A 22,072-nucleotide genomic window follows, 5' to 3' on the forward strand; every position below is an offset into this window, starting at 1 on the left:
GGAACTCCCACCAATGGCAAAAGCTGCTGAATATGGACTGGGGCCGCTAACCTACCCGCGCGGCTGGTTCATGATCGCCCAATCCTCAGAAGTGACCGACAAGCCGATTCCGCTGCGCTTCTTCGGCCGGGAATTCGTCGCCTATCGCGGCGAGAGCGGCAAGGTCTATCTGGTCGATGCCTATTGCCCCCACATGCGTATCCACCTTGCCCGCAACACGACATCCTATGTCGTGCGCGACGGGCAGCAGGTGCAGGGGGAATCGATCCGCTGTCCGGGGCATGGCTGGCGTTTCGGGCCGGACGGGCAATGCGATGACATCCCCTATTCGACGCACGGCATCCCCAAGGCTGCCTGCATCCGTACTTTCCCCGTCGTGGAGAAGGCCGGATGCATCTGGATGTGGCATGACGAGGAAGGCGGCGCGCCCGATTTCGACCTGCCCGATTTCGCCGAATGGGACATGGAGGATCAGGGCTGGGTCCGCTGGCGGATCGATGAACTCGGCACCTTGCCGGTCCATCCGCAAGAGATACTCGATAACATGACTGATATCGCGCACTTCATTCCTGTGCACGGTAGCCGCGATATCGTCTATTTCGAAAATGAGTTTCGCGATCACAAGATCTATCAGCGCTTTGGTGCCGGTCATCGGACGCTGGTATCGGGGTCGGACGATCTGCTGGTTACTGATACCTGGTATACCGGGCCGGGTATTCTGTTGTCACGCATGGAAGGCGAGCACCCCTCCGTCATCATGATCTGCAACACGCCGGTCGAGGATGGCGTGGTGCGCGTCTGGTATGCGCTGATGGTCAAGGTATCGACGGGCCACGCAGACAGCGCCGGCATTGCCATGGCCCGATCCTATCAGGATGTGGCGCTGGAGGCTTTCGCGCAGGATTTCGAGATATGGCAGAACAAGGAACCAGCCCTCAATATCCTCCAGATCCAGGATGACGGACCGTTCCACAAGGGTCGCATCTGGCACCGCCAATTCTACAGTCCAAGGGAAAAGGCGGCCGATTATCACCGCCGCGTCAACGGCGTCCATGTTACCATCGACAGGCGTATGGGGGCAAAGTCGAAAGCGGCGTAAAGGGGGAAGACTGTAATCGGATATGTACCGGCGCGGTGGACTATTGACCGCGCCGGTAGCATGGCGTCGATGAAAACAGCTTCCTTGCCACGCGTGGGGCTCGGGATGCTACTGTGGCGGTGCCCCTGCGACTGCCGTCCATCGCCCGACCCTATCTGGCGCTCGTGCTCACCTCATTCCTCATCATTGATCAGGATACGCATCGCCGCGCCGTCGCTATCCTCGAACTGCCCCGATCGCAGTGCCCAGAAGAAGGCGGCCAGCCCCAGCAGACCCATGACAAGGGCGATCGGGATGAGCAGGGTGAGACCGGTCATTTCGCGGCTCCCTTCAGGCGCAAGGCGTTGGCGATGACGATCAGCGATGATGTCGACATGGCCACCGCCGCCACCAGCGGCGTCACTTTCCCGGCGATGGCCAGAGGCACGGCCAACATATTATAGCCAATCGCCAGCGTGAAATTCTGTTGCACCACCGCGATTGTCCGCCGTGCCGCCCGAACGGTGAGCGCTACCGGCGCCAGCCGGTCGCCCAGAAACACTGCGTCGGCTGTCAGTTGGCTCGCATCGCTGGCAGAGGCAGGCGCCATGCTGGCGTGACCGGCGGCCAGAGCCGGGCTGTCATTCAGGCCATCGCCCACCATCAGCACCTTTTCTCCCTTGGCCTTCAGCCGGTTGATCAGCGCCAGCTTGTCGGCGGGACGCAGATGCCCGACCGCGGTCGCATGCGTCGCGCGGGCGATGTCGTTCAATGCTTCCGGCCGGTCGCCGCTCGCGATGAGAATCCGGATGCCCATTTCACGCAATACGTCCAGTGTTTCGCCTGCATCGGGTCGCAGCGCATCGGCGAAGCCGATCAGCGTTGCCTGATCGCCTCGCCGATATTCGCTGGCCAGACCGAAGAGGTTGATCAGGCTGCGCGGCCGAGCCAAGGACACGGATATGCCCTGATATTTGGCAAATATCCCTTCGCCGGGCGCTTCATGGATTTGGTCGAGCGAAACAGCCGCAACCTCGCTTGCCTCGAGCGATTGTCGCAGCGCCGCACTGAGCGGATGGCGGCTGGCCCGAGCCAGGCCCAGCAGGATCGCCCGGTCGTCCTCCAAAAGCTGGTCAAGCCCCAGTGGCACGGGCCGCCCCAGCGTCAACGTGCCCGTCTTGTCGAACACCGCCTCCGTGACTTCGGAAAGCCGCTCCAGCGCCGAACCGTCCTTCACCAGCACGCCCTTGCGCATCAACGCTCCGCAGGCGACAATCTGCGCCGCCGGCACCGCGAGGCCGAGCGCACAGGGGCATGTGATGAGCAGTACCGCCACCGCGATCAGCAACGCCTGGTGGACGCCTGCGCCCGCCAGCATCCACCCGGCGAAGGACAGCGCCGCCAGCAGGTGCACGCAGGGCGCATAATAGCGCGCGGCCCGGTCGGCCAGCCGTACATAGCGCGACTTGCCCTGCGCTGCCTGCTCCATCAGACGGGCGATGTCGGCGATCACCGTGTCCGCGCCCGCCGCCGTGACTTCTATGGTCAGTGGCCCGTCGACATTCATCGCCCCGGCCTGCACCACATCGCCGGGTCGAACCCGGACCGGCTCGCTTTCCCCGGTCAGGAAGGCGATGTCGACGCCGCTGGTCCCTTCCGTGACGCGCCCGTCCGCGGCCAGCCGCTCGCCCGCCGCCACGATCATCTTCATCCCCGGCCGCAGGTCCTTTGCCGGTTGCCAGCGGCTGCGTCCTTTCTCATCCAGCACCAGCGCGCCGGACGCTGTCTGCTTCAACAGCGCCGCGACACCCGCGCGTGCCCGGCTGCGCATCATGCTGTCGAGGCAGCGCCCCGCAAGCAGGAAGAACAGCAGCATGACCGCTCCGTCGAACCAGGCATGGTGCCCGCCTGTCACGGTTTCATACAGGCTCATGCCCGTCGTCAGCAGCACGCCGATGCTGATCGGCACGTCCATATTGGTCCGCCCATGCCGCAGCGCCGCCCAGGCCGACCGGAAAAAGGGTTGTCCCGCATAGGCGACTGTGGGCAGCGCAATCAGCGCGGACAGCCAGTGAAACATTTCCCGCGTGGGCCCTTGCGCACCGGACCAGATAGAAACGGAAAGCAGCATGACGTTCATCGCCGCGAAGCCTGCGACGGCCAGAGCGCGAACCAGCGCCTTGTCTTCGTCCGCCGCTGTTTCGGCCGCCGGGTCGGCCAGCGGCTCCGCATTGAATCCCAGCCGCGCGATTGCCGCCTTCAGGTCAGGTGGAGCGAGCGTGGAATCGTGCCGGATGGCCACCTGCTTTGCGCTGACATTGACGCGTGCCGACAGGATGCCGGTCGTGGCGGGCAGGCCGTTTTCGATCTTGACGATGCAACTGGCGCAATGGATGCCGGGCACGGCGAACAGGGTTTCCCGCGCTTCGGTGGAAGCCGGAAAATCAACCTTCAAGGCTTGCGAAGCCATCAGCGAACCTCCCGCAGCAAAACTTCTTCCTGTCCCCTGGCGCGCAGAGCGAAATGGACCTGCCAGCGGCCAGCCGGCAGCGGTCTGTCACTCACATATTGTCCGGGCTGCGTCGCATGGAAACCCAGCATCACGTCCGGCGCTCGGCCCAGCGGATGCCGTGCGACCGCACGGACACTGGCCAGATTGACTGGTGTGCCGCGCGCGCCCGAAATGGCGATGCGCACATGGCGCCCGGCGTCCAGCGTCACCCGGTCCTGCCAGCCCAGCTGTCGCTGCGCCCGCGCCGTAGCGAGCCAGCCGTTGAACTTCTGGCTCGCGACATAGCTGTTTTCCACCACGGTCCCACCGAAGGATCGCACCGCAACGGTCGCCATCAACATGTTGACCGTGATCACCACGGCGAAGAAGGCGACCAGGATCGCTGTCATGTGCCAACCGGTGAAGCGGCGGGCAGGGCGAGGAGGCGGGGTCATGCGGGGGGCCTTTCAAAACGCGCGGGTTCGCGGGCGCTGCCGCCTTCGCGGTCGGTCGCGCGCACGGTGAAGTCGAAATCCTGCCGGGCGGGACCGGCGGACGGCAGTAGCAGAAAGACGCGGAGCCTGGCGACGCTGTCTGCCGGGACGCTGGTGCGCAAGGTCGCACCGGCCGTCTCGCGCGTGCCGCCTTCGGTCCACAAGCGGCCAGCGGGCGCGCCAGCGATACCGATCTCCATCGTCCGTGGCCGCGCCTCCATATTGCGTAGCTTGACCGTATAGGCGTTGCGGATGGCCCCGTCCGAAAGGCGCACGAAAATGGGATTGCGATCCTGCTGTGCGCTGATGTCCAGCCGGCTGCGTACACCCAGCGCGAACAGCATGGCGAGGCCCACGCTGCTCCAGATGCAGAAATAGGCGATGGTCCGGGCGCGCAGCAGCGTCCTGATCGCTGGTTGTGGCTCCGCGCCGTTGCGCTCGGCCTGCGCGCTTTCCTCGGTGCAATAGTCGATCAAGCCCCTTGGCCTGCCTACCTGCGCCATCACCTTGTCGCAGGCGTCGATGCACAGGGCGCAGGTGATGCACCCGATCTGAGGCCCTTCGCGAATATCGATGCCGGTCGGGCATACCGCCACGCACTGGTTGCAATCCAGGCAGTCGCCATAGGAGCCCGGCCGTGCCTCGGCCTTTTTCAGACTGCCGCGCTGTTCGCCGCGCCAGTCCTTGTACGTGACGACCAGCGATTTTTCATCCAGCATCGCCGTCTGGATGCGGGGCCAGGGGCACATGTAGATACACACCTGCTCGCGCATGAAGCCACCCAGCACAAAGGTGGTCGCGGTCAGTATCGCCACGGTCGCATAGGTGACGGGCGGGGCTGTCCCGATCCAGAAGGCATGCTGAAGTGTCGGAGCATCGGCGAAGTAGAATATCCATGCCCCTCCGGTTATGAACGCGATGCCCAGCCACACCGCCCATTTGACAAGGCGCCGGGCGAGCTTGCGAACGCCCCACGGCGCCTTGGCCAGTTTCAGCTGCGCGTTGCGATCGCCATCGATGAAGCGTTCGACATGCTGGTAGAGGTCAGTCCACACCGTCTGCGGACAGGCATAGCCGCACCATGCCCGCCCCACCGCCGACGTGACGAGGAACAGTCCGATCCCTGCCATGATGAGCAGCCCCGCCACATAATAGAATTCCTGCGGCCAGATCTCGATCGCGAACATGTAGAAGCGCCGGTGCGCCAGGTCGATCAGTACCGCCTGATCGGGCGCATAGGGGCCCCGGTCCCAGCGGATCCACGGCGTCCCCCAGTAAATGGCGAGCGTCATGGCCATCACCGCCCATTTCAGGCGGCGGTAGAAACCGTTCACCGCCTTGGGATAGACGCCCTTGCGCTTGGCATAGAGGGAGGGGGGAGCGGTGGGCGCGAGCATGATTCAGCGCCCGCCCCCGGCCACCGAAGGTACGGCATCTCCTCCGCCAAGGCTGTGTACATAGGCCGCCAGCATGCGAATAGTCGCCTTGTCCAGCTTGTCGTTCCAACGCGGCATCACCCCGTGGCGGCTGTTCCAGACAGTCTCCCGGATCGTGTCCGCGTCGCCACCATAGAGCCAGATGGCGTCCGTCAGTCTGGGCGCGCCGACGGCCCGGTTTCCTTCCCCTGCAGGGCCGTGGCAAACCGCGCAATTGTCGGCAAAGACTCTGGCGCCGCGCTGCGCTGCTGCGCTGCGCTTGTCCTGCCCGCTGATCACCCGGACGTGCGCGACGACATCATCGATCTGCTCGAGGGTCAACAACTGGTCCTTTCCGAAAGCGGGCATCAGGGATGTGCGCGTCGCGGCATGGTCCGGATTCCGCACGCCGTCGGTGATGGTCTTTTCAATCGCTATAAGATCGCCGCCCCAGAGCCAGTCATCGTCATTCAGGTTGGGATAGCCTCTGGAACCCGCCGCGCCCGATCCATGGCATTGCACGCAATGCACCCTGAACGCCGCGCGCCCACCTTCAACAGCCGCCTGCATCAATTGCGGGCGGCCCGGCAAAGCTGTGATCGGTGTCTCCGCAATCGCCAGACGGATCGGCGCCATCTGCCTTTCCCGCGCCTCCAGTTCCTTTTCCAATGCTCCCCGGCTCGACCAGCCGAGCATGCCGCCGGTTGCCCTGTCGATCATCGGCCATGCGGGATAGGCAATCGTATAGCCGATCGCGAACAGGATGGTCGCGTAGAAGGTCCACAGCCACCAGCGGGGCAACGGCGTGTCCAGTTCCTGGATGCCGTCCCATTCATGATGCTTTATCTCGGTGCCGGTCGCCGGATCGACGCGCTTTTCGTCAGCCATGATCGGCTTCCTCTTGTTCGAAAATGGCGAGCGCGGCTTCCGCACTCCGCTCACGCCCCTTGGGCAGGAAGTGCCAGCCGATCAGGATGAGATAGGTCATCCCCATGAACACCAGCCCCCAACTGTCCGCGAAATGCCGCAGGTCGTTATAGCTCACCGTTCGACCTCCTGCGGCTTTGCGCTTTCCACATCGACCAGCGTGCCCAGCATCTGGAGATAGGCGACCAGCGCATCCATCTCGGTCAGCTTGCCCGGCTTGCCGTCAAAATCGCGTGCCTGCGCCTTGGGGTAGCGTTTCAGCAGATCGCTGGCGTCCGCATCGGGATCGGCCTGAACCTTCAGGTCGTCATTGGCCCGGGCAACATCCTCCTTGCTATAGGGAACGCCGACATCGGCGAGTGCCGTCAGGTCCTTGCGCATGTCGCCCGCCTTCAGTTCCCGCTCGTTCAGGAAGGCATAGGTCGGCATGATCGATTCCGGTACGACGGCGCGGGGGTCGTTCAGATGCTGGACATGCCATTCATCGGAATATTTGCCCCCGACGCGGGCCAGATCCGGCCCGGTGCGCTTCGATCCCCATTGGAAGGGGTGATCATACATGCTCTCGGCCGCCAGGCTGTAATGGCCATAGCGTTCCGTCTCATCGCGGAAGGGACGGATCATCTGGCTATGGCAATTGTAGCAGCCTTCGCGGATGTAGATATTGCGTCCCGCCAGCTCCAGCGGAGTGTAGGGGCGCATGCCCTCCACCTTCTCGATCGTGTTGTCGATCCAGAAGAGCGGCGCGATCTCCACAATGCCGCCGATGGCGACGACGATAAGAGAGGCAATGCCCAGCAGCGATACATTCCGCTCCAGCCTGCCATGGTCGAAGAATTTGCCCTTGGGTTTGGTTGTCATGTCTGGACGCTCCTCAAGCTGGCTGGCTGACGAGGGGGCGATCGGCCGCCCCGTCATAGGCGGCATCATTCATCGGCTTTTCTGCGCGCAGCGGGCTGCCCGCGATGGTCTTGCCGATGTTCCACGCCATGATGATTGCGCCGCTGAGGTACATGAGCCCCCCCACCGCCCGGATCAGATACATGGGGAACATGGCGCTCACGACTTCGGAAAAGGCGTAGACCAGATAGCCGTCACTGCCATATTCGCGCCACATCAGCCCCTGCATGATGCCTGCGACCCACATCGCCGCGGCGTAGAGCACGATCCCCAGCGTCGCGAGCCAGAAGTGCCAGTTCACCAGGCGCAGCGAATAGAGACGTTCCCGCTTCCAGAGGCGCGGGGTGAGGTAATAAAGGCAGGCAAAGGTGATGAGACCGTTCCATCCCAGCGCGCCCGAATGAACATGGCCGATGGTCCAGTCCGTATAATGCGACAGGCTGTTGACCGCCTTGATCGACATCATCGGCCCCTCAAAGGTCGACATGCCGTAAAAGGCCAGCGCCATCACCATCATGCGGATGATCGGATCTGTACGGATGCGGTCCCACGCGCCGTTCAGCGTCATCAGGCCGTTGATCATCCCGCCCCAGCTTGGCATCCACAGCATGATCGAAAAGACCATGCCCAGTGTCTGCGCCCAGTCGGGCAGCGCGGTGTAATGCAGGTGATGCGGCCCTGCCCAGATATAGAGGAAGATCAGCGACCAGAAGTGGATGATCGACAGCCGGTAGCTGTAGACCGGCCGCTCCGCCTGTTTGGGCACGAAATAATACATCATGGCGAGGAAACCGGCGGTCAGGAAAAAACCGACCGCATTATGCCCGTACCACCATTGGGTCAGCGCATCCTGCACGCCCGCAAAGGCGCTATAACTCTTGGAACCGACCCAACTGACCGGCACCGACAGGTTGTTGACGATGTGCAGCATCGCGATCGTCAGGATGAAGCTTAAGTAAAACCAGTTCGCCACATAGATATGCGGTTCACTCCGCTTCAGGATGGTGCCGCCGAAAACCAGCAGATAGGCGACCCAGACGATCGTCAGCCACAGGTCGACATACCATTCCGGCTCGGCATATTCCCTGCCCTCGGTGATGCCGAGCAGATAGCCGGTCGCCGCCAGCACGATGAAAAGCTGATAGCCCCAGAAGACGAAACGGGCGAGCGCCGGAAAGGCCAGGCGCGCCCGGCAGGTGCGCTGCACGACATAGAAGCTGGTGGCGATCAGCGCATTACCGCCGAAGGCGAAAATGACGGCGGAGGTGTGGAGCGGCCGCAGCCGCCCGAAACTTGTATATTCGATGCCCAGATTGAGTGCGGGGAAGGCCAGTTGAAGCGCGATGTAGAGGCCGGCGAGAAATCCGGCCAGCCCCCAGAAGACGGTGGCGATGACGCCCCAGCGAATCGGATCGTCATCATATTTCCCCTGATCCACGGGCATTTTCAGCAGCCCGCGCGCAATCGCCTCATAGTCGGCGTGGCGCATTGTCAGCACCGCCCCGGTCAGCGCCGCAGCGCAGGCGATCCCCATATGCACGGCAAAGCCAAAGTCCGCCGCCGCCAGCATGCCCAGAAACGCCAGCGTAGCGAGCACGAACCAGCCGCCCGTCTTCCACACCAATTGATCCATCGGATTTCCCCGTCAAAGGTCTTGCCGTCTCCATCATCCAGGAGGCGCGCCCGTGCATTGATCTCCCTCAAAAACGAAAGGCCCGCCTGTGGCTTCGTCTTGGGAAATGCGCAGAAGCGCATTTTCGGCGCGGCGCCAGCCGGCCACCCATAAGATACTGCCGTTGGATGGCCAGGTGGGGGAGAGGGCCGGTGCCGCAAATCCGGCTTCAACCGGATTTCCAGACAGGCTCTCAGAACTTCATGCCGACGCCCACGCCAAAGACGAAGGGATCAAGATTCAGCTTCACACGCTGGACGCCAGCCGCGGTTGTGGAAAGCCGTGCGGTCGTGTCGATATCGATATATTTGACATCGAAATTCAGGAACATCCGCTCGTTCAGGTCTATATCCACCCCGGCCTGTCCTGCCCAGCCGAAGCTGTCGGACATATGGACGCGTGTCGCGCCGACCGCCCCCTCCAGCGCGCCCGAAGCCTTCTCATTGTAGAACAGCGTATAGTTCACGCCTGCGCCGACATAGGGACGGATATGGCTTTCCGGCAGGAAATGATATTGCGCGGTCAGCGTCGGGGGCAACACCCAGGTCGATGCAAGCTTGCCAAGCGCGCCTGTCGTCCCGGTTCGCCCGCTGGCGTTATGCTTTGTGGTGGCTGCGATCAACTCGAAGCCGATATGGTTCGTCGCCATATATGTAATGTCGACCTCGGGCATGATGCTGTTGTCGACCTTCACCTTCTCGCCCGGAAAGGCGGGCAACACGCTGCCGCTCTTCTCGTTGGGGGCGACGAGGATGCCGCGCAGCCGCAAGAGTACGTCTCCCTCAGCAGCTTGTGCCGACCCCGCAAGCATCGCGCCGGCTGCCGTCGCGCCCATCAGCAGGCTCTTTAACGTCATCACATGTCTCCTTCCCTATTATCGGAGACATCTTCCTGCCGTCCCGGTCCATGCAGGACATTGATCGGGCGCAAGGCGCAATTTGACCTCGCGCAAGGCCATGTGCGGCGCTTCATGCGATCAGCGGCATGTGAGCCAATTATCCCAATCTGCGATTACTTCGCACTGCCCGATGATGCCCCCGGGCATTTCAGTCATGCGGTATAGCTTGTTGATGCTGACGGTTCTTGGCTACGCAAGTCTGCCGTTGGCTGGGGCCGTGAAATTCACAGCGCCGTCCCCCTTTGCTTGTGGGGCATCGCTCATCGGCTGGACCCCGCCATGGGAACGTAAGCCCGTCCTGCCAGACGGCGAGAATATGCCATGTCATCTCATCATGTGCGACAGGCCAAAGCTCAGGCGAAGCTCACGGTCTTTTGCTCGCCGAAAACTGGGTGGTGGTGGGTGAGTAAGTTCGTGGGCGCATCGCCGCCTCAGATCGAAACTCGCTTCAAACCGCCGATAAACCACTGGTCCGATACGAGGACAGGACGCGGTCCAGCAGAGCGGCCCTTTTTATGTGATCCGGCCCAAAAATCAGGTAGGCATGGCTGACAGCTTGACGATCAACACCTTCGTAATGCGGCCGTCGACGCGCTGCAGGACAGGCGTCAATGCAGCCGTCAGCCTGTTGGCATCGACCGCGGTGAAGGGGGAGCCGTGAAGCCTGGCAAGCTCGATTGCGGCGGCCAGCCCCGCCGCCCGCAATTCCGGCATCCGCCGCGCAAGGCGCGCCGCCCCATGGGCATCGCGCACCTGCAATACCAGGGAGACGCGCAGCAGGCCGTCGACACGACTGGCATCGACGATGGGGGCGCTGATTTCCTCCATGACGACGAAGGTCGCGCCCGGCATTTCCTGCGCATACGCGGGCAAAGCTGCAAGCGACGCGGCCGTGATGGCGCTCATGGTCAGGGTGGAACGGGTCATGATTGTCTCCGGATCGGGCGCCGCATCATATTTGCACGGTCCGTTCGACCGCGTCGGCGCACTTCTCCTTCTATAATAGAGGGAAATATCTTGAGGCAGATGCAGATGAGCAGCGATCAGCGGCCCGCAAAGGTCCGGGTCTTTTCCTCCAGCGTGGCGGCTGTGCCCGTTCCGGCGCCCAGTCAGGCCCGCCGTCGCGGCGATCCGGTAGAAGCGGCGCCCGCGCCAGCCCGCCGATGCCCTGCGCTGGTTACAGGGCGTGCCGGATCGCGATCCGGCCGCCAATCTCTATCGTGGTCGCGCCGAACTGGCGCTGGGCCATCCTGATCAGGCTTTGCCCGCTTCGAACAATCGGGCGGCATGGCCCTGCGGATGGACGCCCGGCTCAGTGACATCGAGGCGGAAGTCGCCAATGGTTCCCTGCGCGGTGATGCGGCGCTGAAACGCCTCACGGCCCTGCGTTACGCCTGGCGCGGCGACGTCATTGAGGAACGCGCGCTGCAACTCAGCTATCGCCTGAGCACGGAACAGGGTGATCTGCGCGGAACTATGGCGACGGGTGTGACGCTGTTCCGTTTCTTCGACAGTACGAAACGCGGCGCTGACTTCCTGCCCACGCTTCAGGCGAAGCTGGCCGAGGCGCTCGACCCCGCGCGCAAACTGCCGCTGGAGCAGGCGGCGGGGCTGTATTGGGACTATCGCGATCTGTCCCCCAGCGGCGCGGAGGGGGATCTGCTGGTCAGTCGCCTTGCCGAACGGTTGCAGACGGCGGGCATTTATGGCCGTGCTGCGGACCTGCTCGAATATCAGCTGTTCAACCGTGCCGGCGATCTGGCGCGTGGGCCGCTGTCGGCGCGGGTCTCAGGGTTGCCCATATTGGCCGGGCGGCCGGACCGGGCGCTCGATCTGCTCAAGCGGTCCAACGACCCCAGCTTTCCCGATGCCATGATCTTTGCACGCAAGCGGGTGGAGGCGGCGGCCCTGACGCAGATCGGCCGGGTGCCCGAGGCGCTCGCCGTGTTGCAGGATGTGCCAGGATCACCAGCGCTGCGGGCCGAAATCCTGTGGAAGAAGCGCGACTGGAACGGCCTGGTTGCAGAGACGGCAGGGGGCCTGCCGCGCGGTAAGGGGTTGAGCGAGGTTGATCAGGCGGTCGTGCTGCGCCACGCCATTTCGCTTGCCATGCTGGGGCGAGAAGGTGCGCTTGCTGCGCTGCGCGGACGCTATGAGGCGAGTTTCCGGGGGGGGAAGACGGCGGCGGTGTTCGACATGCTGACTGGACCGCCGGGGTCCGCCGACCCGGAGGCTCTGGCAAAGGCGATGGCCGCAATTCCGGGCGGGAGTCCGGCTGGGGATTTTGCCACGCTGCTGGATCAGGCACTGATCGCGGCGAAGAGCTGAGAGCATGGCTGGAAACGGTTGATAGTTGAGTTGATGCGCAAAATGTCAGCCCGGGGATTGGTCTGGGATGGCGGAGAAAATGTCATTTTCGACTACAAACAGGCATTGGCTGGGAAAAACGCCACGCCCAAAATCAGATGCGATGAGAGACAGCATTGGCAATCGAAACTCGGTCACGAAAGTGCGGACAGTTGATGATGCCGCACCTGACTGGCCGGCAGTTTTCCATGCATTTTAAAGTTTACTATCGATAAACTATAGGCCATCGAATGGCGATGGTGTCCAGTTTGCGTTATCTGTTAGCCTGCATTCTGTTATCGATGACAGTGCCCGCTTTTGGGCAAGCCGCAATGCAACCGGCCATGATGCGTCTACACGACGCTTCGGATGCGGCAGCGATCGGTACAGCGAAGATGGTTGGGGCGATTCTGGAATATGCCCACTGGCCAATCGCGCGTCCTCACCTCCAGCTTTGCATCGCCGGCACGGCTCAACATGCCGAACGGTTGACGGACATCCAGCTGTCGAATGGCGCAACGCTGGCAATATCGCCTGCTGGCGAGCAAAAATCTCTTCCCCTGGTCAAATGCGACGCGCTCTACATTGGCCGTGTCGATGAAGCCGCGATGCGCCAACTGATCGCGGGAGTTCGCGGCAAGCCGGTCCTGACCATTGCTGAAGACGATCCCGAATGCCGCAGCGGTTCTATGTTCTGCCTTATATTCACGCCCCGCACCATCTCCTTTCAACTCAGCGTCGATGCGGTATCGCGGTCGGCGGTACGGGTTGATCCACGGGTACTGCGCCTGTCTCAGGGAGCCTATTGAGGCATGATGGTTCAGACCAAAAGCTCCATGCCGACCTTACGCCAGGTGCTGGCGCGCATGCATCTTCGTATCATCCTTTGCGCCGTTTTGATGGCTGGGGTGACGTTGATCCTTACAGGCGTGCTTGTCATTCGCGGTTATTCCGGTCGCAATCTGACCCTGATCGCCCGTACCGTTGCCTATACCGTTGAGCCGGCGCTGGTATTCGATGATATGGAGGCGGCAAAACGCGGGATTGCAGCAGTAGCGTCATCGGAAAGCGTCCACCGCGTTGAAATAAGCGATGGTTCCGGTCGTGTGCTGATCGTGTGGCAGCGGCCGAAAGATGGCTTCATGACGATGGTCGAACGGAACATCGGGGAACTGGTTGCGCCTTTGCCCGCTCTTGCCGACGTGCGCAGGGTCGGCCCATTGGCGGCCAAGGTCCGCATATATGGCGGCGCCGATGGTCTGGGCCGCTTCATTCTTTCGGGACTGGCGACGGCGCTCGCCTGTCTGGTCCTTACCTCATTGGCCACCTGGAGGTTGGCAAGGCGTCTGCAACGCGACGTGACCGAACCCCTTGCCAGCATTGCGGAGGTCGCCCATGCGGTCCGTGCCGATCGTCAGTTCGACCGCCGCGTTCCGACCTCCAACATTCAGGAAGTCGACCAGCTTGGACATGATTTCAATGCCCTGCTGGACGAGTTGCACGACTGGCATCGAGGTGTACTGTCGCATAATCGCATGCTCGAACAGCAGGCGACAAGCGATGCGCTGACTGGCCTTGGCAATCGCGCGATGTTCGAGCGGGTGCTGCCAGCTACTGTCGCCATGGCAAAAGCGCAGCAGCTATCCTTTGCCATCGTGTATATCGACCTTAACCATTTCAAGCAGGTCAACGATACGCACGGCCATGATGGAGGCGATACGATGCTGGTCGTGGTCGCTGCCCGATTGCGGGCGGCATTGCGGCGCGGCGATCAGGCCTTCCGCCTGGGCGGCGACGAGTTCGCGCTCATTCTCGTGCCAGGTGTCACGCGCCCGGAGATCGTCTCCATCGAACGCCGGATTTCCGACAGCATGATGCAGCCAGTCCAGCTTCCCAATGGCGCACATGTCGATGTGTCGCTCAGTATAGGGAGTGCCTGCTATCCCGATGACAGCGACGATGCCCGCGATCTCCTGCGCTTTGCCGATGCCGCAATGTATGCGGCCAAGGCAGGCCATCGCGCTGCAACCCGGGATCATTGACATCATGGAAATCAAGATGCGTAACTTCTTTCTTTTGCTTTCCTTCGTTTTGCTCGCCGCCTGCCAGACTGTGCAAGGCCAACGGCACGGCGCATTCACGCCCCAACAGGTGGCGGCACTTAAACAGCAGGGTTTCGAGCAGGCGGGTGACAATTGGCAGTTCGGCATGGCCGATCGCCTGCTGTTCGCCACCGATGAAAGCATCCTGATACCGGATCAGAAGGTTATCATTGGGCGTATCTCATCGGTCTTGGTCAAAGTCGGGATTCGTGGCGGACGCGTGGAAGGGCACACCGATTCAAGCGGAACGGCCGATTATAACGACGCATTGTCGATACGGCGCGCACAGGCCGTCGCCGATGCCTTGATCCAGGGCGGTATGGTGCCAGCAGCGATACGAGTCGTCGGCATGGGCGCGCGCGTTCCTATAGAAAGCAACCGATCGGTCAGTGGACGACGCGAGAACCGCCGGGTGGTCATTATCGTATCGCCTGCCGATGCAGAGGCGATCGTAGGGAATTGAGTCACTCGGTTTATGCTGAATGAAAGGCATATCTGTCTCCATTACCTTGACGGTCACGGGAGGTTGTTTTTCCGTCACGTGAAATGACCGCTATCGTGCTGTGCTTTCCCGGCGCCGTCAGTCCGCAGGCCACACTTCTCCACCGCTCGGCCACTTGATGCAGCATCTCAAAAGTTGCCGCTTGCGGACTTCCTCGATCCCGGTTATTAACTGAACCATATGGTTCAGTGTAAGATCGAAATTCTCGATATATCGTTCGCCGCGCTTTCGGACGCCACGCGGCGGGGCGTCCTTGCGCGGCTTGCGCGGTCGGATGCGTCGATCTCCACTCTCGCCGCGAGCTTTGACATGAGCCTGACGGGCATGAAGAAGCATGTCAGCGTCCTGGAACAGGCGGAACTCGTCACGACCGAGAAGGTCGGGCGGGTGCGGACTTGCAGGCTGGGCCGCCGCGATCTGGAGGCGGAGCTGGCCTGGATCGAGGAGTATCGCCGGCTTTGGGCGGCGCGCTTCGATGCCCTGGACGAGATCGTCAAGGAATTGAAGATGGAGGAGGAAGCCGATGCGCATGAATGATGCTGAAACCGCCATGGAGCGAACATCCGAACGCGAGTTGATCGTCACGCGAATCGTGAGAGGGCCGGCGAGGCTGGTGTTCGAAGCATGGGCCAGGCCCGAGCTGTTCCAGCGATGGTGGGCGCCGAAGTCCTTTCAGTTGACCATCCTCTCCTACGAGGCCGATGTCCGCACTGGCGGTTCCTACCGTCTCGTGATGGGGCACCCGTCCTCGGAGCGGCCGATGACTTTCTTCGGCAAGTATATCGAGGTCGTACCCCACACCCGCATCGTCTGGAGCAACGAGGAAGGCGACGATGACGGGCCCATCACGACCGTGACTTTCGAGGAAAGAGACGGCGAGACGCTGGTCAACGTTCACGAGCTTTATCCTTCGAAGGAAGCGCTCGACGAAGCGATCGATTCCGGAAGCACGAGCGGGTGGGGCGAGCAGTTCCAGCAATTGCAGGCGCTTCTCGCCGATCTCGGTGCCAAGGCGGGGAATGCATGACCATTGTTCGAATTTGATCGCCCTTTGTACGAGACTGGAGAGCAAAGGGTGCCGACGCCCCTCGTTCTCCGGCCTGAGGATGGGTGGCGTTCGGTTGGGGCGGCATGGCAGTAACGCGCCTGTCCCGATCACCCAGCCGACCCTAGTGACCCGAATCTGAAGTTCGTCACACTATCGGGCAGGCGCTGAACGAACGTCAGATTCATCAGGGTCACTAGCAAATATATGTTTCTAGTGTGGTTTATGGATTTGAAATACGCTCCCCACCTGGCCGCTATAATGAGGCGTATTTCAAATTCACCACACTAGGACCAAAGGCCCATTGCGCGGCTGCGCTGCGCTGCGTCATCTTTCGTCCCAGCCAAATTTGCCGGGAGAGAGAGCCTTGAACGACATTCGCATGACCCTGGGTGGGGTTGCCGCCGCCGTGCTGCTGACGTTGGTTCCGCTGTCGGGACAGGCCAAGGACATCGTCGTCCACATGAAGAATCAGGGGGCGGACGGCGCCATGGTGTTCGAACCTTCCTTCGTGAAGGCGGCGGTGGGCGACACCATCCGGTTCCAGCCGACCAACCCCAGCCATAATGCCGAAACCATGCCCAATATGCTGCCCGCCGGGGCGACGCCGATGAAGGGCGCGATGAATAAGGAAGCGGTGATGACCGTGACCAGGCCCGGCCTCTACGGCATCAAGTGCATGCCGCATTATTCTATGGGCATGGTCGCTTTGGTGCAGGTGGGCAAGGTCACGCCGGCCGAGCTCGCCGCAGCCAAAGCGGTGAAGCTGCCGCCCTTTGCCGCCAAGCGGATGACCGCTGCTCTCGCGCAAGTGAAATGAGGCGAGCCGATGTTGACGATACATGCGCAAATGGGCGATGATCTCTACCCCGTGCCGTCCCATTGGGCGGCGGAGGCGAAGGTTGACGCGGCGGGATATGCCATGGGATACCGCCGCTCTATCGAGGATGCCGATGCCTATTGGTTGGAACAGGCGCAGCGGTTGAACTGGCTGCGGGAACCGACCCGCGCCGATGAGAGCAGCTTTGCCGAAGCGGATTTCGGCATAAGCTGGTTCAGCGACGGTGTACTGAACGTATCGGCCAATTGCCTTGACCGGCATCTGGCCGATCGGGGGGATCAGGCTGCTATCATCTGGGAACCGGACGATCCGGCGGAAGCGCCACGCCGCTTTACCTATCGGCAGCTGCATGGCGAGGTGTGCCGCTTTGCCAATGTGCTGAAGGGGGCCGGCGTCGGGCGCGGGGATCGGGTCACGCTCTATCTGCCGATGATTCCGGAGGCGGCCTTTGCCATGCTTGCCTGCGCGCGTATCGGTGCGATCCATTCGGTGGTGTTCGGCGGCTTTTCGCCCGAAGCTCTGGCGGGGCGGATCAGCGATTGCGATAGCAGGATCGTCATCACCGCCGATGAGGGGCGGCGCGGCGGCAAGACCGTTCCCCTGAAGCGCAATGTCGACGCGGCGGCAGCGCTGGCGCCGATGCTGGACCGCGTGATTGTCGTCCGGGCGACCGGCGGCGATGTGGCGATGCAGCCGGGGCGGGATGCCTTCTATGACGAACTGGCGGCCGATATTTCTGATGACTGCCCGGCCGAGGCGATGAATGCGGAGGACCCGCTGTTCCTCCTTTATACTTCCGGCTCGACCGGCAAGCCCAAGGGCGTGCTGCATTCGAGTGGGGGCTATCTGCTGTGGGCGGCGATGACCTTCGACATCAGTTTTGACCATCGGCCCGGCGAAGTGTTCTGGTCCTCCGCCGATGTCGGGTGGGTCACGGGGCATAGCTATATCGTCTACGGGCCGCTGGCCAATGGGGGCACGACGCTGATGTTCGAAGGGGTGCCCAACTGGCCGACCCCCTCGCGCATCTGGGAAGTGGTCGACCGGCATCAGGTGACGACGCTTTATACCGCGCCGACCGCGCTACGTTCGCTGATGAAGGAGGGGGACGATCATGTACGCTCTACCAGCCGGGCGTCGCTGCGCTTGATGGGCACGGTGGGGGAACCGATCAATCCGGAGGCGTGGCGCTGGTATCATGAGGTGGTGGGCGAGGGGCGCTGTCCCATCGTCGATACCTGGTGGCAGACGGAGACGGGCGGGCACATGATCACGCCCTTGCCGGGAGCGACGGACCTGAAGCCGGGTGCTGCGACCAAGCCGTTCTTCGGCGTCGAACCGCTGTTGGTGGATGGCAATGGCGTGCCGGTTGAGGGCGCGGGCGAGGGCAATCTCTGCATCGCGCGGAGCTGGCCGGGGCAGGCGCGGACGGTCTGGGGCGATCATGACCGCTTTTTCCAGACTTATTTCACCACCTATCCGGGGCTGTATTTCACTGGCGACGGATGCCGGCGTGACGAGGGTGGGGATTATTGGATCACTGGGCGCGTGGACGATGTGATCAACGTGTCGGGCCACCGCATGGGTACGGCGGAGGTCGAAAGCGCGCTGGCCGCCCATGAAAGCGTGGCGGAGGCGGCGGTGGTCGGCTTTCCGCATGATATCAAGGGGCAGGGCATCTATGCCTATGTGACGCTGAACAGCGGTGAGGAGGCGAGCGAGCCATTGCGCAAGGCGCTGGTCGCCTGGGTCCGGCAGGAGATCGGGCCGATCGCGACGCCGGACGCGATCCAGTTCACGCCGGGCCTGCCAAAGACCCGATCGGGCAAGATCATGCGCCGCATCCTGCGCAAGATCGCAGAGGGGGAGACTTCGGCGCAGGCACTGGGGGATGTGTCGACGCTGGCCGATCCGGGCATTGTGGTGGAACTGGTGCGGAACCGGGTGGGGTAGGGCCGAATGTCGTTCAACCTCAGAGTGCTCGGGGCGGGGTTCTTGGTTATCTCAGGAAATTGCTAAGCACGTCCGGGTGGAAGGCCCACCCGGCAAAACCGCACACCCCCATGAACAGGCCGAACGCGCCGAAGGTCCAGCTTGCAAACAGCAGCCCCATGCTCTCGCACAGCGCAGCGATATGGCCGTGGCGATCAGCGCGTCGCTTGCGTTGAACTGGTCGTCATGGATGTTGGGCGCATCATAATCCTGCCGATATTGCTTGGCCTGTCGCTCCAGCCCGGGCGCTTCCGCCTGATATTTCGCGATTTCACTGTCGAGTGTGGTGAGCGCGGCCCGCGCTTTGCTACCGTCGCCTTCTACCTGCTCTATCGGAGGGACAATGTGCTTGGTCCGATGATCACGGGTTCATGGAACTGTGGTCGCAAGAGAAGCGCCTTGAGCTTCGTCTGATGGTCGAGCGGGAGCCCCGCTTGCGCAAGGCGATGGAGCAGACCAAAGCTGATATCCGTGCCGCCAAGGAGGCGCAGGAAGACCACGCCGAGATCGAACGACGTGTCGCCGCCAACGCCCGCGAAGAGTGCATCAACCAAGTGGTCTAAGCGAAGACGCGCATGCGCCGGAATACCGTCTAACCCCAGCGACCGAAGCTCCGCCTGCCGAAAAGCGGCGGGGTCTTCCTATCTCCCAAGGTCACCCTTGGCAAAACGTAAGCCGTCCCCCGTGCCCTTGAAGGCCGGGGAGAAGTATTGCTTCATGGGCGGCCGTCAAATAGGAGGAGCTCCTATAATCGGGCCGCTACCCAGTCGGCAATGAAGCTGCGCACCGGTTCGATATTGTCCACGCCGGTATGTTCGATGCCGCCTTCATGGGGGGTGAAGACCTTCAGTTCCCGTTCTGGACTGTTCACGGCTTCCTCAAAACTTTCATAGGCATATTCCAGCGGAATCTGGCGATCGTTCTCGCCATGGGTGATGAGAAAAGGAACGGTCATGTTCTGAAGATGTCCGCGCAAGGTGATGTGGCTGCAATTGGCCAGCAGCAATTCGCCGGAGGCTTCTCCCCAGACCCAGGCGACATGGTCCCAATAATGGGGGACCGGACGGTCGCCTTCCCGCGCTGCGCGGCGATGCTGAAGCGCGCCCCAGTCATGGTTCGCGCCCCAAGCCACGCAGAGCTTGAATCTCTTTTCGTAGCAGGCCGCGCGCGGCGCATAATAGCCCCCCAGCGACCAGCCCGCCATACCGATCCGGTTCGCCACGACATCGGGGCGCGATTCCAGATAGTCGATCGCTGCGCCTGCCCATCTTTCACTGTCATGGATGGCGGTCAGGCCGTTGAATCGCAGGGCTCCCCCTGTGCCCGGTTGATCGATCATGAGCAGCGCGATGCCGCGTCTGGCAAAGGCATGGCGGTTGACGAGGAAAATCATCTCCTTCACGCTGTCCAGGCCGTTGCAGAACAACAGGCAGGGCCAGGGTCCCGGACCGTCTCCGGGCAGGAACAGGGCGGGCAGGCTGCTTCCTTCATAGGGGATATCCATGGCCTCGCAGGGAATGTTCCCGGTGCGGATCATGGCGTCGCGGACCTCCAGCATTTGGGCATAGGCCCGTTTGCGGGGCTCATAGTCGCGGGCCTGCATCCGTTCGGCGGTCATGTAATAGGCTAGGGAGCGACCGTATTTTTCGCTGGCGGTGAGGCCGTTTCCAGCGGCCTCCGCCGCCTTGCCTTGTTCCGCAAGACGCTTGGCCAAAGCCATCCAGGCGTTGAAAAACGCCTCGGTGCCGACATCTTCGCCCTGCGTGGCGGCCTTGCGCACCGGGGTATTGGCTTCCTCGATCTCGCCGATGGCGCCGCCCATGGCCAGGCAGATATTGACCGAAAGATTCCAGACATAATTGCCGGGAAACGGTTCGAACATGATGATAGCTCCTGTTGAAAAGGGGAAATACCGAACCGGGCCGGGTTGTCAGATCGGCTGGCGTATCAGTTCGAATGCCGCGCGGGTGACGCCGATGTGGTCGGCATTGGGGGATCGTTCGATTTCCCAGCGGCACAACTGTTCCGACCATTGCTTGATCTTGCTGGCGCGGGGCAGGCGGCGATCCATGAAGGCCCGGAATGCAGTGGCGAGGTCGATATCCCTGCCGAGTTCCTCGCCCAGCACCACGGCATCCTCTATCGCCATCGCCCCGCCTTGCCCCAGATGGGCGCTGGAGGCATGGGCAGCGTCGCCGATGATGATGACCCGTCCCTTGTGCCAGGGGGGCGGAAGGTCGACGAGCAGGAAGGGTTTCCAGACGATTTCTTCCGCAGGGGGAAGGTCATCCCGCAACTTGCCGATCAGCCCGCCATAGCCGGCGAGCTTGGTCCGCAACACCTCACGCAGGTCGCCTGCTGGCCGAACCGGTGTTTCGGTCTTGTCGGTCACATACATGTACATGACTGTATCGCTGAGCGGCACCACGCCTGCCCGGTCGCCATTCTCGCCGGTATAGCTTTGCAGTTCATCGACCTGACGGGGATAATTGACGCGCCATGCCGCCTGGCCGCTATAATAGGGTTCGGCGATGGTTCCGAACAGCAATTTGCGGGTGACAGAATGGATGCCGTCGGCGCCGATCACCGCATCATAGCGCCCCTTGCGTCCATCGGTGAAAATAACGTCCACACCGTCTGCGTCCTGAACCAGATCGGTGATAGTGCAATTGTTCCAGATGGTCGCCCCTGCGCCGACCGCGGCTTCGGTGAGGATGCGGCCATAGTCGGGCCGGGTGATCCCCATCATCGAGGGGTAGTCTGCTCCCGCGATCAGATCGCCTTGCAGGAAAGTGCGATTCTGCCCCTGCGAGTCAAAGAAGGCGAAGCCGTCATAGGCATAGCCTTTCTTGCGGATTTCCCCGAAAATGCCGAGTGCGTCGAGCGCACGCAATGCATTACCTTGCAGGATGATGCCGATTCCCAGCACGGCATCGGTCTGATATTTTTCCGCGACATCCACTTCTGTGCCGTGTCTTCGCAATGCGATCGCGACGGAAAGTCCGCTGATCCCACCGCCCACCACCAGAACCTTGCCGACACTGCTCACCTGATTTCTCCTCTACCCAATGACCGATTATCCTGATCAGTTATTGCTGCGAGCCTAGGGCAGTTGCCTGACGCGCTGAAATAGACGCTTGGAATGCGAGGTATCGGGTTTGGCAATTGATGATCTTTAATAATTTAACATATTGATATTAAGCTATAAAATTGAAATTTCGTCGACTTTGCCGCCGTTGGCATCGCCTGAGCGAATGCGAGCTATAGGTACAATATATTGGTGACTGTGTTGGTCGGCTGTCATCCCTCATGCCTGCATCGACCCATGATGGTGCACCCCCTGCTTTTGCCATCATGGAAGAAGAAAAT

23 protein-coding genes are annotated in these 22,072 nt (G+C 61.9%); 10 read left to right on the top strand and 13 right to left on the bottom strand.

Translation table 11 applies throughout. The annotated features are described in order from the left end of the window. Nucleotides 1–13: 13 nt before the first annotated feature. Nucleotides 14–1,099 carry a Rieske 2Fe-2S domain-containing protein gene (locus HUK73_RS23360; protein ID WP_176594169.1) on the top strand — a complete coding sequence of 362 codons (1,086 nt, stop codon included), beginning with the start codon at nucleotides 14–16 and terminating at the stop codon, nucleotides 1,097–1,099. Nucleotides 1,100–1,272: 173 nt separating this feature from the next. Here the strand turns inward: HUK73_RS23360 and ccoS are convergent, their stop codons facing one another. The 10 genes from ccoS to HUK73_RS23410 all read right to left on the bottom strand — a co-directional run bounded on the left by ccoS (nucleotide 1,273) and on the right by HUK73_RS23410 (nucleotide 10,802). Further along, entirely contained in the window at nucleotides 1,273–1,416 is a 144-nt protein-coding gene (gene ccoS, locus HUK73_RS23365) for a cbb3-type cytochrome oxidase assembly protein CcoS (protein ID WP_176594170.1), read from the bottom strand. Next, the gene (locus tag HUK73_RS23370) at nucleotides 1,413–3,548 is read right to left on the bottom strand and encodes a heavy metal translocating P-type ATPase (protein ID WP_176594171.1); all 2,136 of its coding nucleotides are present in this window, start codon (nucleotides 3,546–3,548) and stop codon (nucleotides 1,413–1,415) included. The genes ccoS and HUK73_RS23370 overlap by 4 nt, the downstream gene beginning before the upstream one ends. Beyond that, on the bottom strand, nucleotides 3,548–4,024 hold the full coding sequence (locus HUK73_RS23375) for a FixH family protein (RefSeq protein WP_176594172.1): 477 nt from the start codon (nucleotides 4,022–4,024) through the stop codon (nucleotides 3,548–3,550). Before HUK73_RS23375 ends, HUK73_RS23370 begins: the two co-directional genes overlap by 1 nt. After that, entirely contained in the window at nucleotides 4,021–5,460 is a 1,440-nt protein-coding gene (gene ccoG / locus HUK73_RS23380; protein ID WP_176594173.1) for a cytochrome c oxidase accessory protein CcoG, read from the bottom strand. Before ccoG ends, HUK73_RS23375 begins: the two co-directional genes overlap by 4 nt. A 3-nt stretch (nucleotides 5,461–5,463) precedes the next feature. Beyond that, nucleotides 5,464–6,366, bottom strand: a complete 903-nt coding sequence (gene ccoP, locus HUK73_RS23385) for a cytochrome-c oxidase, cbb3-type subunit III (RefSeq protein WP_176594174.1) — start codon at nucleotides 6,364–6,366, stop codon at nucleotides 5,464–5,466. After that, nucleotides 6,359–6,523, bottom strand: coding sequence for a cbb3-type cytochrome c oxidase subunit 3 (locus HUK73_RS23390; protein ID WP_176594175.1), 165 nt, complete (start codon nucleotides 6,521–6,523; stop codon nucleotides 6,359–6,361). Before HUK73_RS23390 ends, ccoP begins: the two co-directional genes overlap by 8 nt. Further along, a complete protein-coding gene (ccoO, locus tag HUK73_RS23395) occupies nucleotides 6,520–7,266 on the bottom strand; it encodes a cytochrome-c oxidase, cbb3-type subunit II (RefSeq protein ID WP_176594176.1) in 747 nt (248 codons plus the stop codon). The genes HUK73_RS23390 and ccoO overlap by 4 nt, the downstream gene beginning before the upstream one ends. Before the next feature lie 13 nt (nucleotides 7,267–7,279). Further along, complete coding sequence (gene ccoN, locus HUK73_RS23400; RefSeq protein ID WP_176594177.1) at nucleotides 7,280–8,938, bottom strand: cytochrome-c oxidase, cbb3-type subunit I; 1,659 nt, start codon at nucleotides 8,936–8,938, stop codon at nucleotides 7,280–7,282. Nucleotides 8,939–9,170: 232 nt separating this feature from the next. Next, nucleotides 9,171–9,833: an OmpW family protein gene (locus tag HUK73_RS23405; RefSeq protein ID WP_176594178.1), complete on the bottom strand. Its 663-nt coding sequence runs from the start codon at nucleotides 9,831–9,833 to the stop codon at nucleotides 9,171–9,173. A 576-nt stretch (nucleotides 9,834–10,409) separates the two neighbouring features. Further along, a complete protein-coding gene (locus tag HUK73_RS23410; RefSeq protein WP_176594179.1) occupies nucleotides 10,410–10,802 on the bottom strand; it encodes a hypothetical protein in 393 nt (130 codons plus the stop codon). A 360-nt stretch (nucleotides 10,803–11,162) separates the two neighbouring features. Here HUK73_RS23410 and HUK73_RS23415 point away from each other — a divergent pair, with 360 nt between their 5' ends. The 8 genes from HUK73_RS23415 to acs all read left to right on the top strand — a co-directional run bounded on the left by HUK73_RS23415 (nucleotide 11,163) and on the right by acs (nucleotide 18,664). Beyond that, entirely contained in the window at nucleotides 11,163–12,203 is a 1,041-nt protein-coding gene (locus tag HUK73_RS23415; RefSeq protein ID WP_176594180.1) for a hypothetical protein, read from the top strand. A 269-nt stretch (nucleotides 12,204–12,472) separates the two neighbouring features. Further along, nucleotides 12,473–13,030 carry a YfiR family protein gene (locus HUK73_RS23420; RefSeq protein WP_176594181.1) on the top strand — a complete coding sequence of 186 codons (558 nt, stop codon included), beginning with the start codon at nucleotides 12,473–12,475 and terminating at the stop codon, nucleotides 13,028–13,030. Nucleotides 13,031–13,033: 3 nt separating this feature from the next. Continuing rightward, entirely contained in the window at nucleotides 13,034–14,263 is a 1,230-nt protein-coding gene (locus HUK73_RS23425; RefSeq protein WP_218036697.1) for a diguanylate cyclase, read from the top strand. Nucleotides 14,264–14,267: 4 nt separating this feature from the next. Next, nucleotides 14,268–14,786 carry an OmpA family protein gene (locus tag HUK73_RS23430; RefSeq protein WP_255326514.1) on the top strand — a complete coding sequence of 173 codons (519 nt, stop codon included), beginning with the start codon at nucleotides 14,268–14,270 and terminating at the stop codon, nucleotides 14,784–14,786. Between the two features lie 219 nt (nucleotides 14,787–15,005). Continuing rightward, nucleotides 15,006–15,362: a helix-turn-helix transcriptional regulator gene (locus tag HUK73_RS23435; RefSeq protein WP_176594182.1), complete on the top strand. Its 357-nt coding sequence runs from the start codon at nucleotides 15,006–15,008 to the stop codon at nucleotides 15,360–15,362. Beyond that, a complete protein-coding gene (locus HUK73_RS23440; protein WP_218036698.1) occupies nucleotides 15,349–15,852 on the top strand; it encodes an SRPBCC domain-containing protein in 504 nt (167 codons plus the stop codon). Before HUK73_RS23435 ends, HUK73_RS23440 begins: the two co-directional genes overlap by 14 nt. Nucleotides 15,853–16,252: 400 nt before the next feature. Continuing rightward, nucleotides 16,253–16,690, top strand: a complete 438-nt coding sequence (locus HUK73_RS23445) for a pseudoazurin (RefSeq protein ID WP_176594797.1) — start codon at nucleotides 16,253–16,255, stop codon at nucleotides 16,688–16,690. A 30-nt stretch (nucleotides 16,691–16,720) separates the two neighbouring features. Continuing rightward, complete coding sequence (acs, locus tag HUK73_RS23450) at nucleotides 16,721–18,664, top strand: acetate--CoA ligase (protein ID WP_176594798.1); 1,944 nt, start codon at nucleotides 16,721–16,723, stop codon at nucleotides 18,662–18,664. A gap of 51 nt (nucleotides 18,665–18,715) precedes the next feature. On the opposite strand, the gene HUK73_RS23455 is transcribed toward acs, so the two are convergent. Further along, the gene (locus HUK73_RS23455; RefSeq protein ID WP_369805626.1) at nucleotides 18,716–19,048 is read right to left on the bottom strand and encodes a DUF4337 family protein; all 333 of its coding nucleotides are present in this window, start codon (nucleotides 19,046–19,048) and stop codon (nucleotides 18,716–18,718) included. Between the two features lie 26 nt (nucleotides 19,049–19,074). Between HUK73_RS23455 and HUK73_RS23460 the strand changes: the two genes are divergently transcribed. Then, nucleotides 19,075–19,266 carry a hypothetical protein gene (locus HUK73_RS23460; RefSeq protein ID WP_176594183.1) on the top strand — a complete coding sequence of 64 codons (192 nt, stop codon included), beginning with the start codon at nucleotides 19,075–19,077 and terminating at the stop codon, nucleotides 19,264–19,266. A gap of 182 nt (nucleotides 19,267–19,448) precedes the next feature. Here the strand turns inward: HUK73_RS23460 and HUK73_RS23465 are convergent, their stop codons facing one another. Then, nucleotides 19,449–20,585 carry a S9 family peptidase gene (locus HUK73_RS23465; protein ID WP_176594184.1) on the bottom strand — a complete coding sequence of 379 codons (1,137 nt, stop codon included), beginning with the start codon at nucleotides 20,583–20,585 and terminating at the stop codon, nucleotides 19,449–19,451. 48 nt (nucleotides 20,586–20,633) lie between these two features. Further along, complete coding sequence (locus HUK73_RS23470; RefSeq protein ID WP_176594185.1) at nucleotides 20,634–21,752, bottom strand: FAD-dependent monooxygenase; 1,119 nt, start codon at nucleotides 21,750–21,752, stop codon at nucleotides 20,634–20,636. Nucleotides 21,753–22,072 lie beyond the last annotated feature (320 nt).

This window comes from Sphingobium sp. EM0848, assembly GCF_013375555.1.
Classification (GTDB): Bacteria; Pseudomonadota; Alphaproteobacteria; order Sphingomonadales; family Sphingomonadaceae; genus Sphingobium.

Excerpts from the sequence above, each read along its gene's own strand:
- HUK73_RS23440 (WP_218036698.1), top strand. The coding sequence starts at position 15,349 with ATGCGCATGAATGATGCTGAAACCGCCATGGAGCGAACATCCGAACGC.
- HUK73_RS23360 (WP_176594169.1), top strand. The coding sequence starts at position 14 with ATGGCAAAAGCTGCTGAATATGGACTGGGGCCGCTAACCTACCCGCGC.
- HUK73_RS23435 (WP_176594182.1), top strand. The coding sequence starts at position 15,006 with ATGGTTCAGTGTAAGATCGAAATTCTCGATATATCGTTCGCCGCGCTT.
- HUK73_RS23460 (WP_176594183.1), top strand. The coding sequence starts at position 19,075 with ATGGAACTGTGGTCGCAAGAGAAGCGCCTTGAGCTTCGTCTGATGGTC.
- HUK73_RS23425 (WP_218036697.1), top strand. The coding sequence starts at position 13,034 with ATGATGGTTCAGACCAAAAGCTCCATGCCGACCTTACGCCAGGTGCTG.
- HUK73_RS23465 (WP_176594184.1), bottom strand. The coding sequence starts at position 20,585 with ATGTTCGAACCGTTTCCCGGCAATTATGTCTGGAATCTTTCGGTCAAT.
- ccoG (WP_176594173.1), bottom strand. The coding sequence starts at position 5,460 with ATGCTCGCGCCCACCGCTCCCCCCTCCCTCTATGCCAAGCGCAAGGGC.
- ccoO (WP_176594176.1), bottom strand. The coding sequence starts at position 7,266 with ATGACAACCAAACCCAAGGGCAAATTCTTCGACCATGGCAGGCTGGAG.
- ccoP (WP_176594174.1), bottom strand. The coding sequence starts at position 6,366 with ATGGCTGACGAAAAGCGCGTCGATCCGGCGACCGGCACCGAGATAAAG.
- HUK73_RS23445 (WP_176594797.1), top strand. The coding sequence starts at position 16,253 with ATGACCCTGGGTGGGGTTGCCGCCGCCGTGCTGCTGACGTTGGTTCCG.
- HUK73_RS23405 (WP_176594178.1), bottom strand. The coding sequence starts at position 9,833 with ATGACGTTAAAGAGCCTGCTGATGGGCGCGACGGCAGCCGGCGCGATG.
- HUK73_RS23420 (WP_176594181.1), top strand. The coding sequence starts at position 12,473 with ATGGCGATGGTGTCCAGTTTGCGTTATCTGTTAGCCTGCATTCTGTTA.
- HUK73_RS23370 (WP_176594171.1), bottom strand. The coding sequence starts at position 3,548 with ATGGCTTCGCAAGCCTTGAAGGTTGATTTTCCGGCTTCCACCGAAGCG.
- HUK73_RS23375 (WP_176594172.1), bottom strand. The coding sequence starts at position 4,024 with ATGACCCCGCCTCCTCGCCCTGCCCGCCGCTTCACCGGTTGGCACATG.
- HUK73_RS23430 (WP_255326514.1), top strand. The coding sequence starts at position 14,268 with ATGGAAATCAAGATGCGTAACTTCTTTCTTTTGCTTTCCTTCGTTTTG.
- HUK73_RS23415 (WP_176594180.1), top strand. The coding sequence starts at position 11,163 with ATGGCCCTGCGGATGGACGCCCGGCTCAGTGACATCGAGGCGGAAGTC.
- acs (WP_176594798.1), top strand. The coding sequence starts at position 16,721 with ATGGGCGATGATCTCTACCCCGTGCCGTCCCATTGGGCGGCGGAGGCG.
- ccoS (WP_176594170.1), bottom strand. The coding sequence starts at position 1,416 with ATGACCGGTCTCACCCTGCTCATCCCGATCGCCCTTGTCATGGGTCTG.
- ccoN (WP_176594177.1), bottom strand. The coding sequence starts at position 8,938 with ATGGATCAATTGGTGTGGAAGACGGGCGGCTGGTTCGTGCTCGCTACG.
- HUK73_RS23410 (WP_176594179.1), bottom strand. The coding sequence starts at position 10,802 with ATGACCCGTTCCACCCTGACCATGAGCGCCATCACGGCCGCGTCGCTT.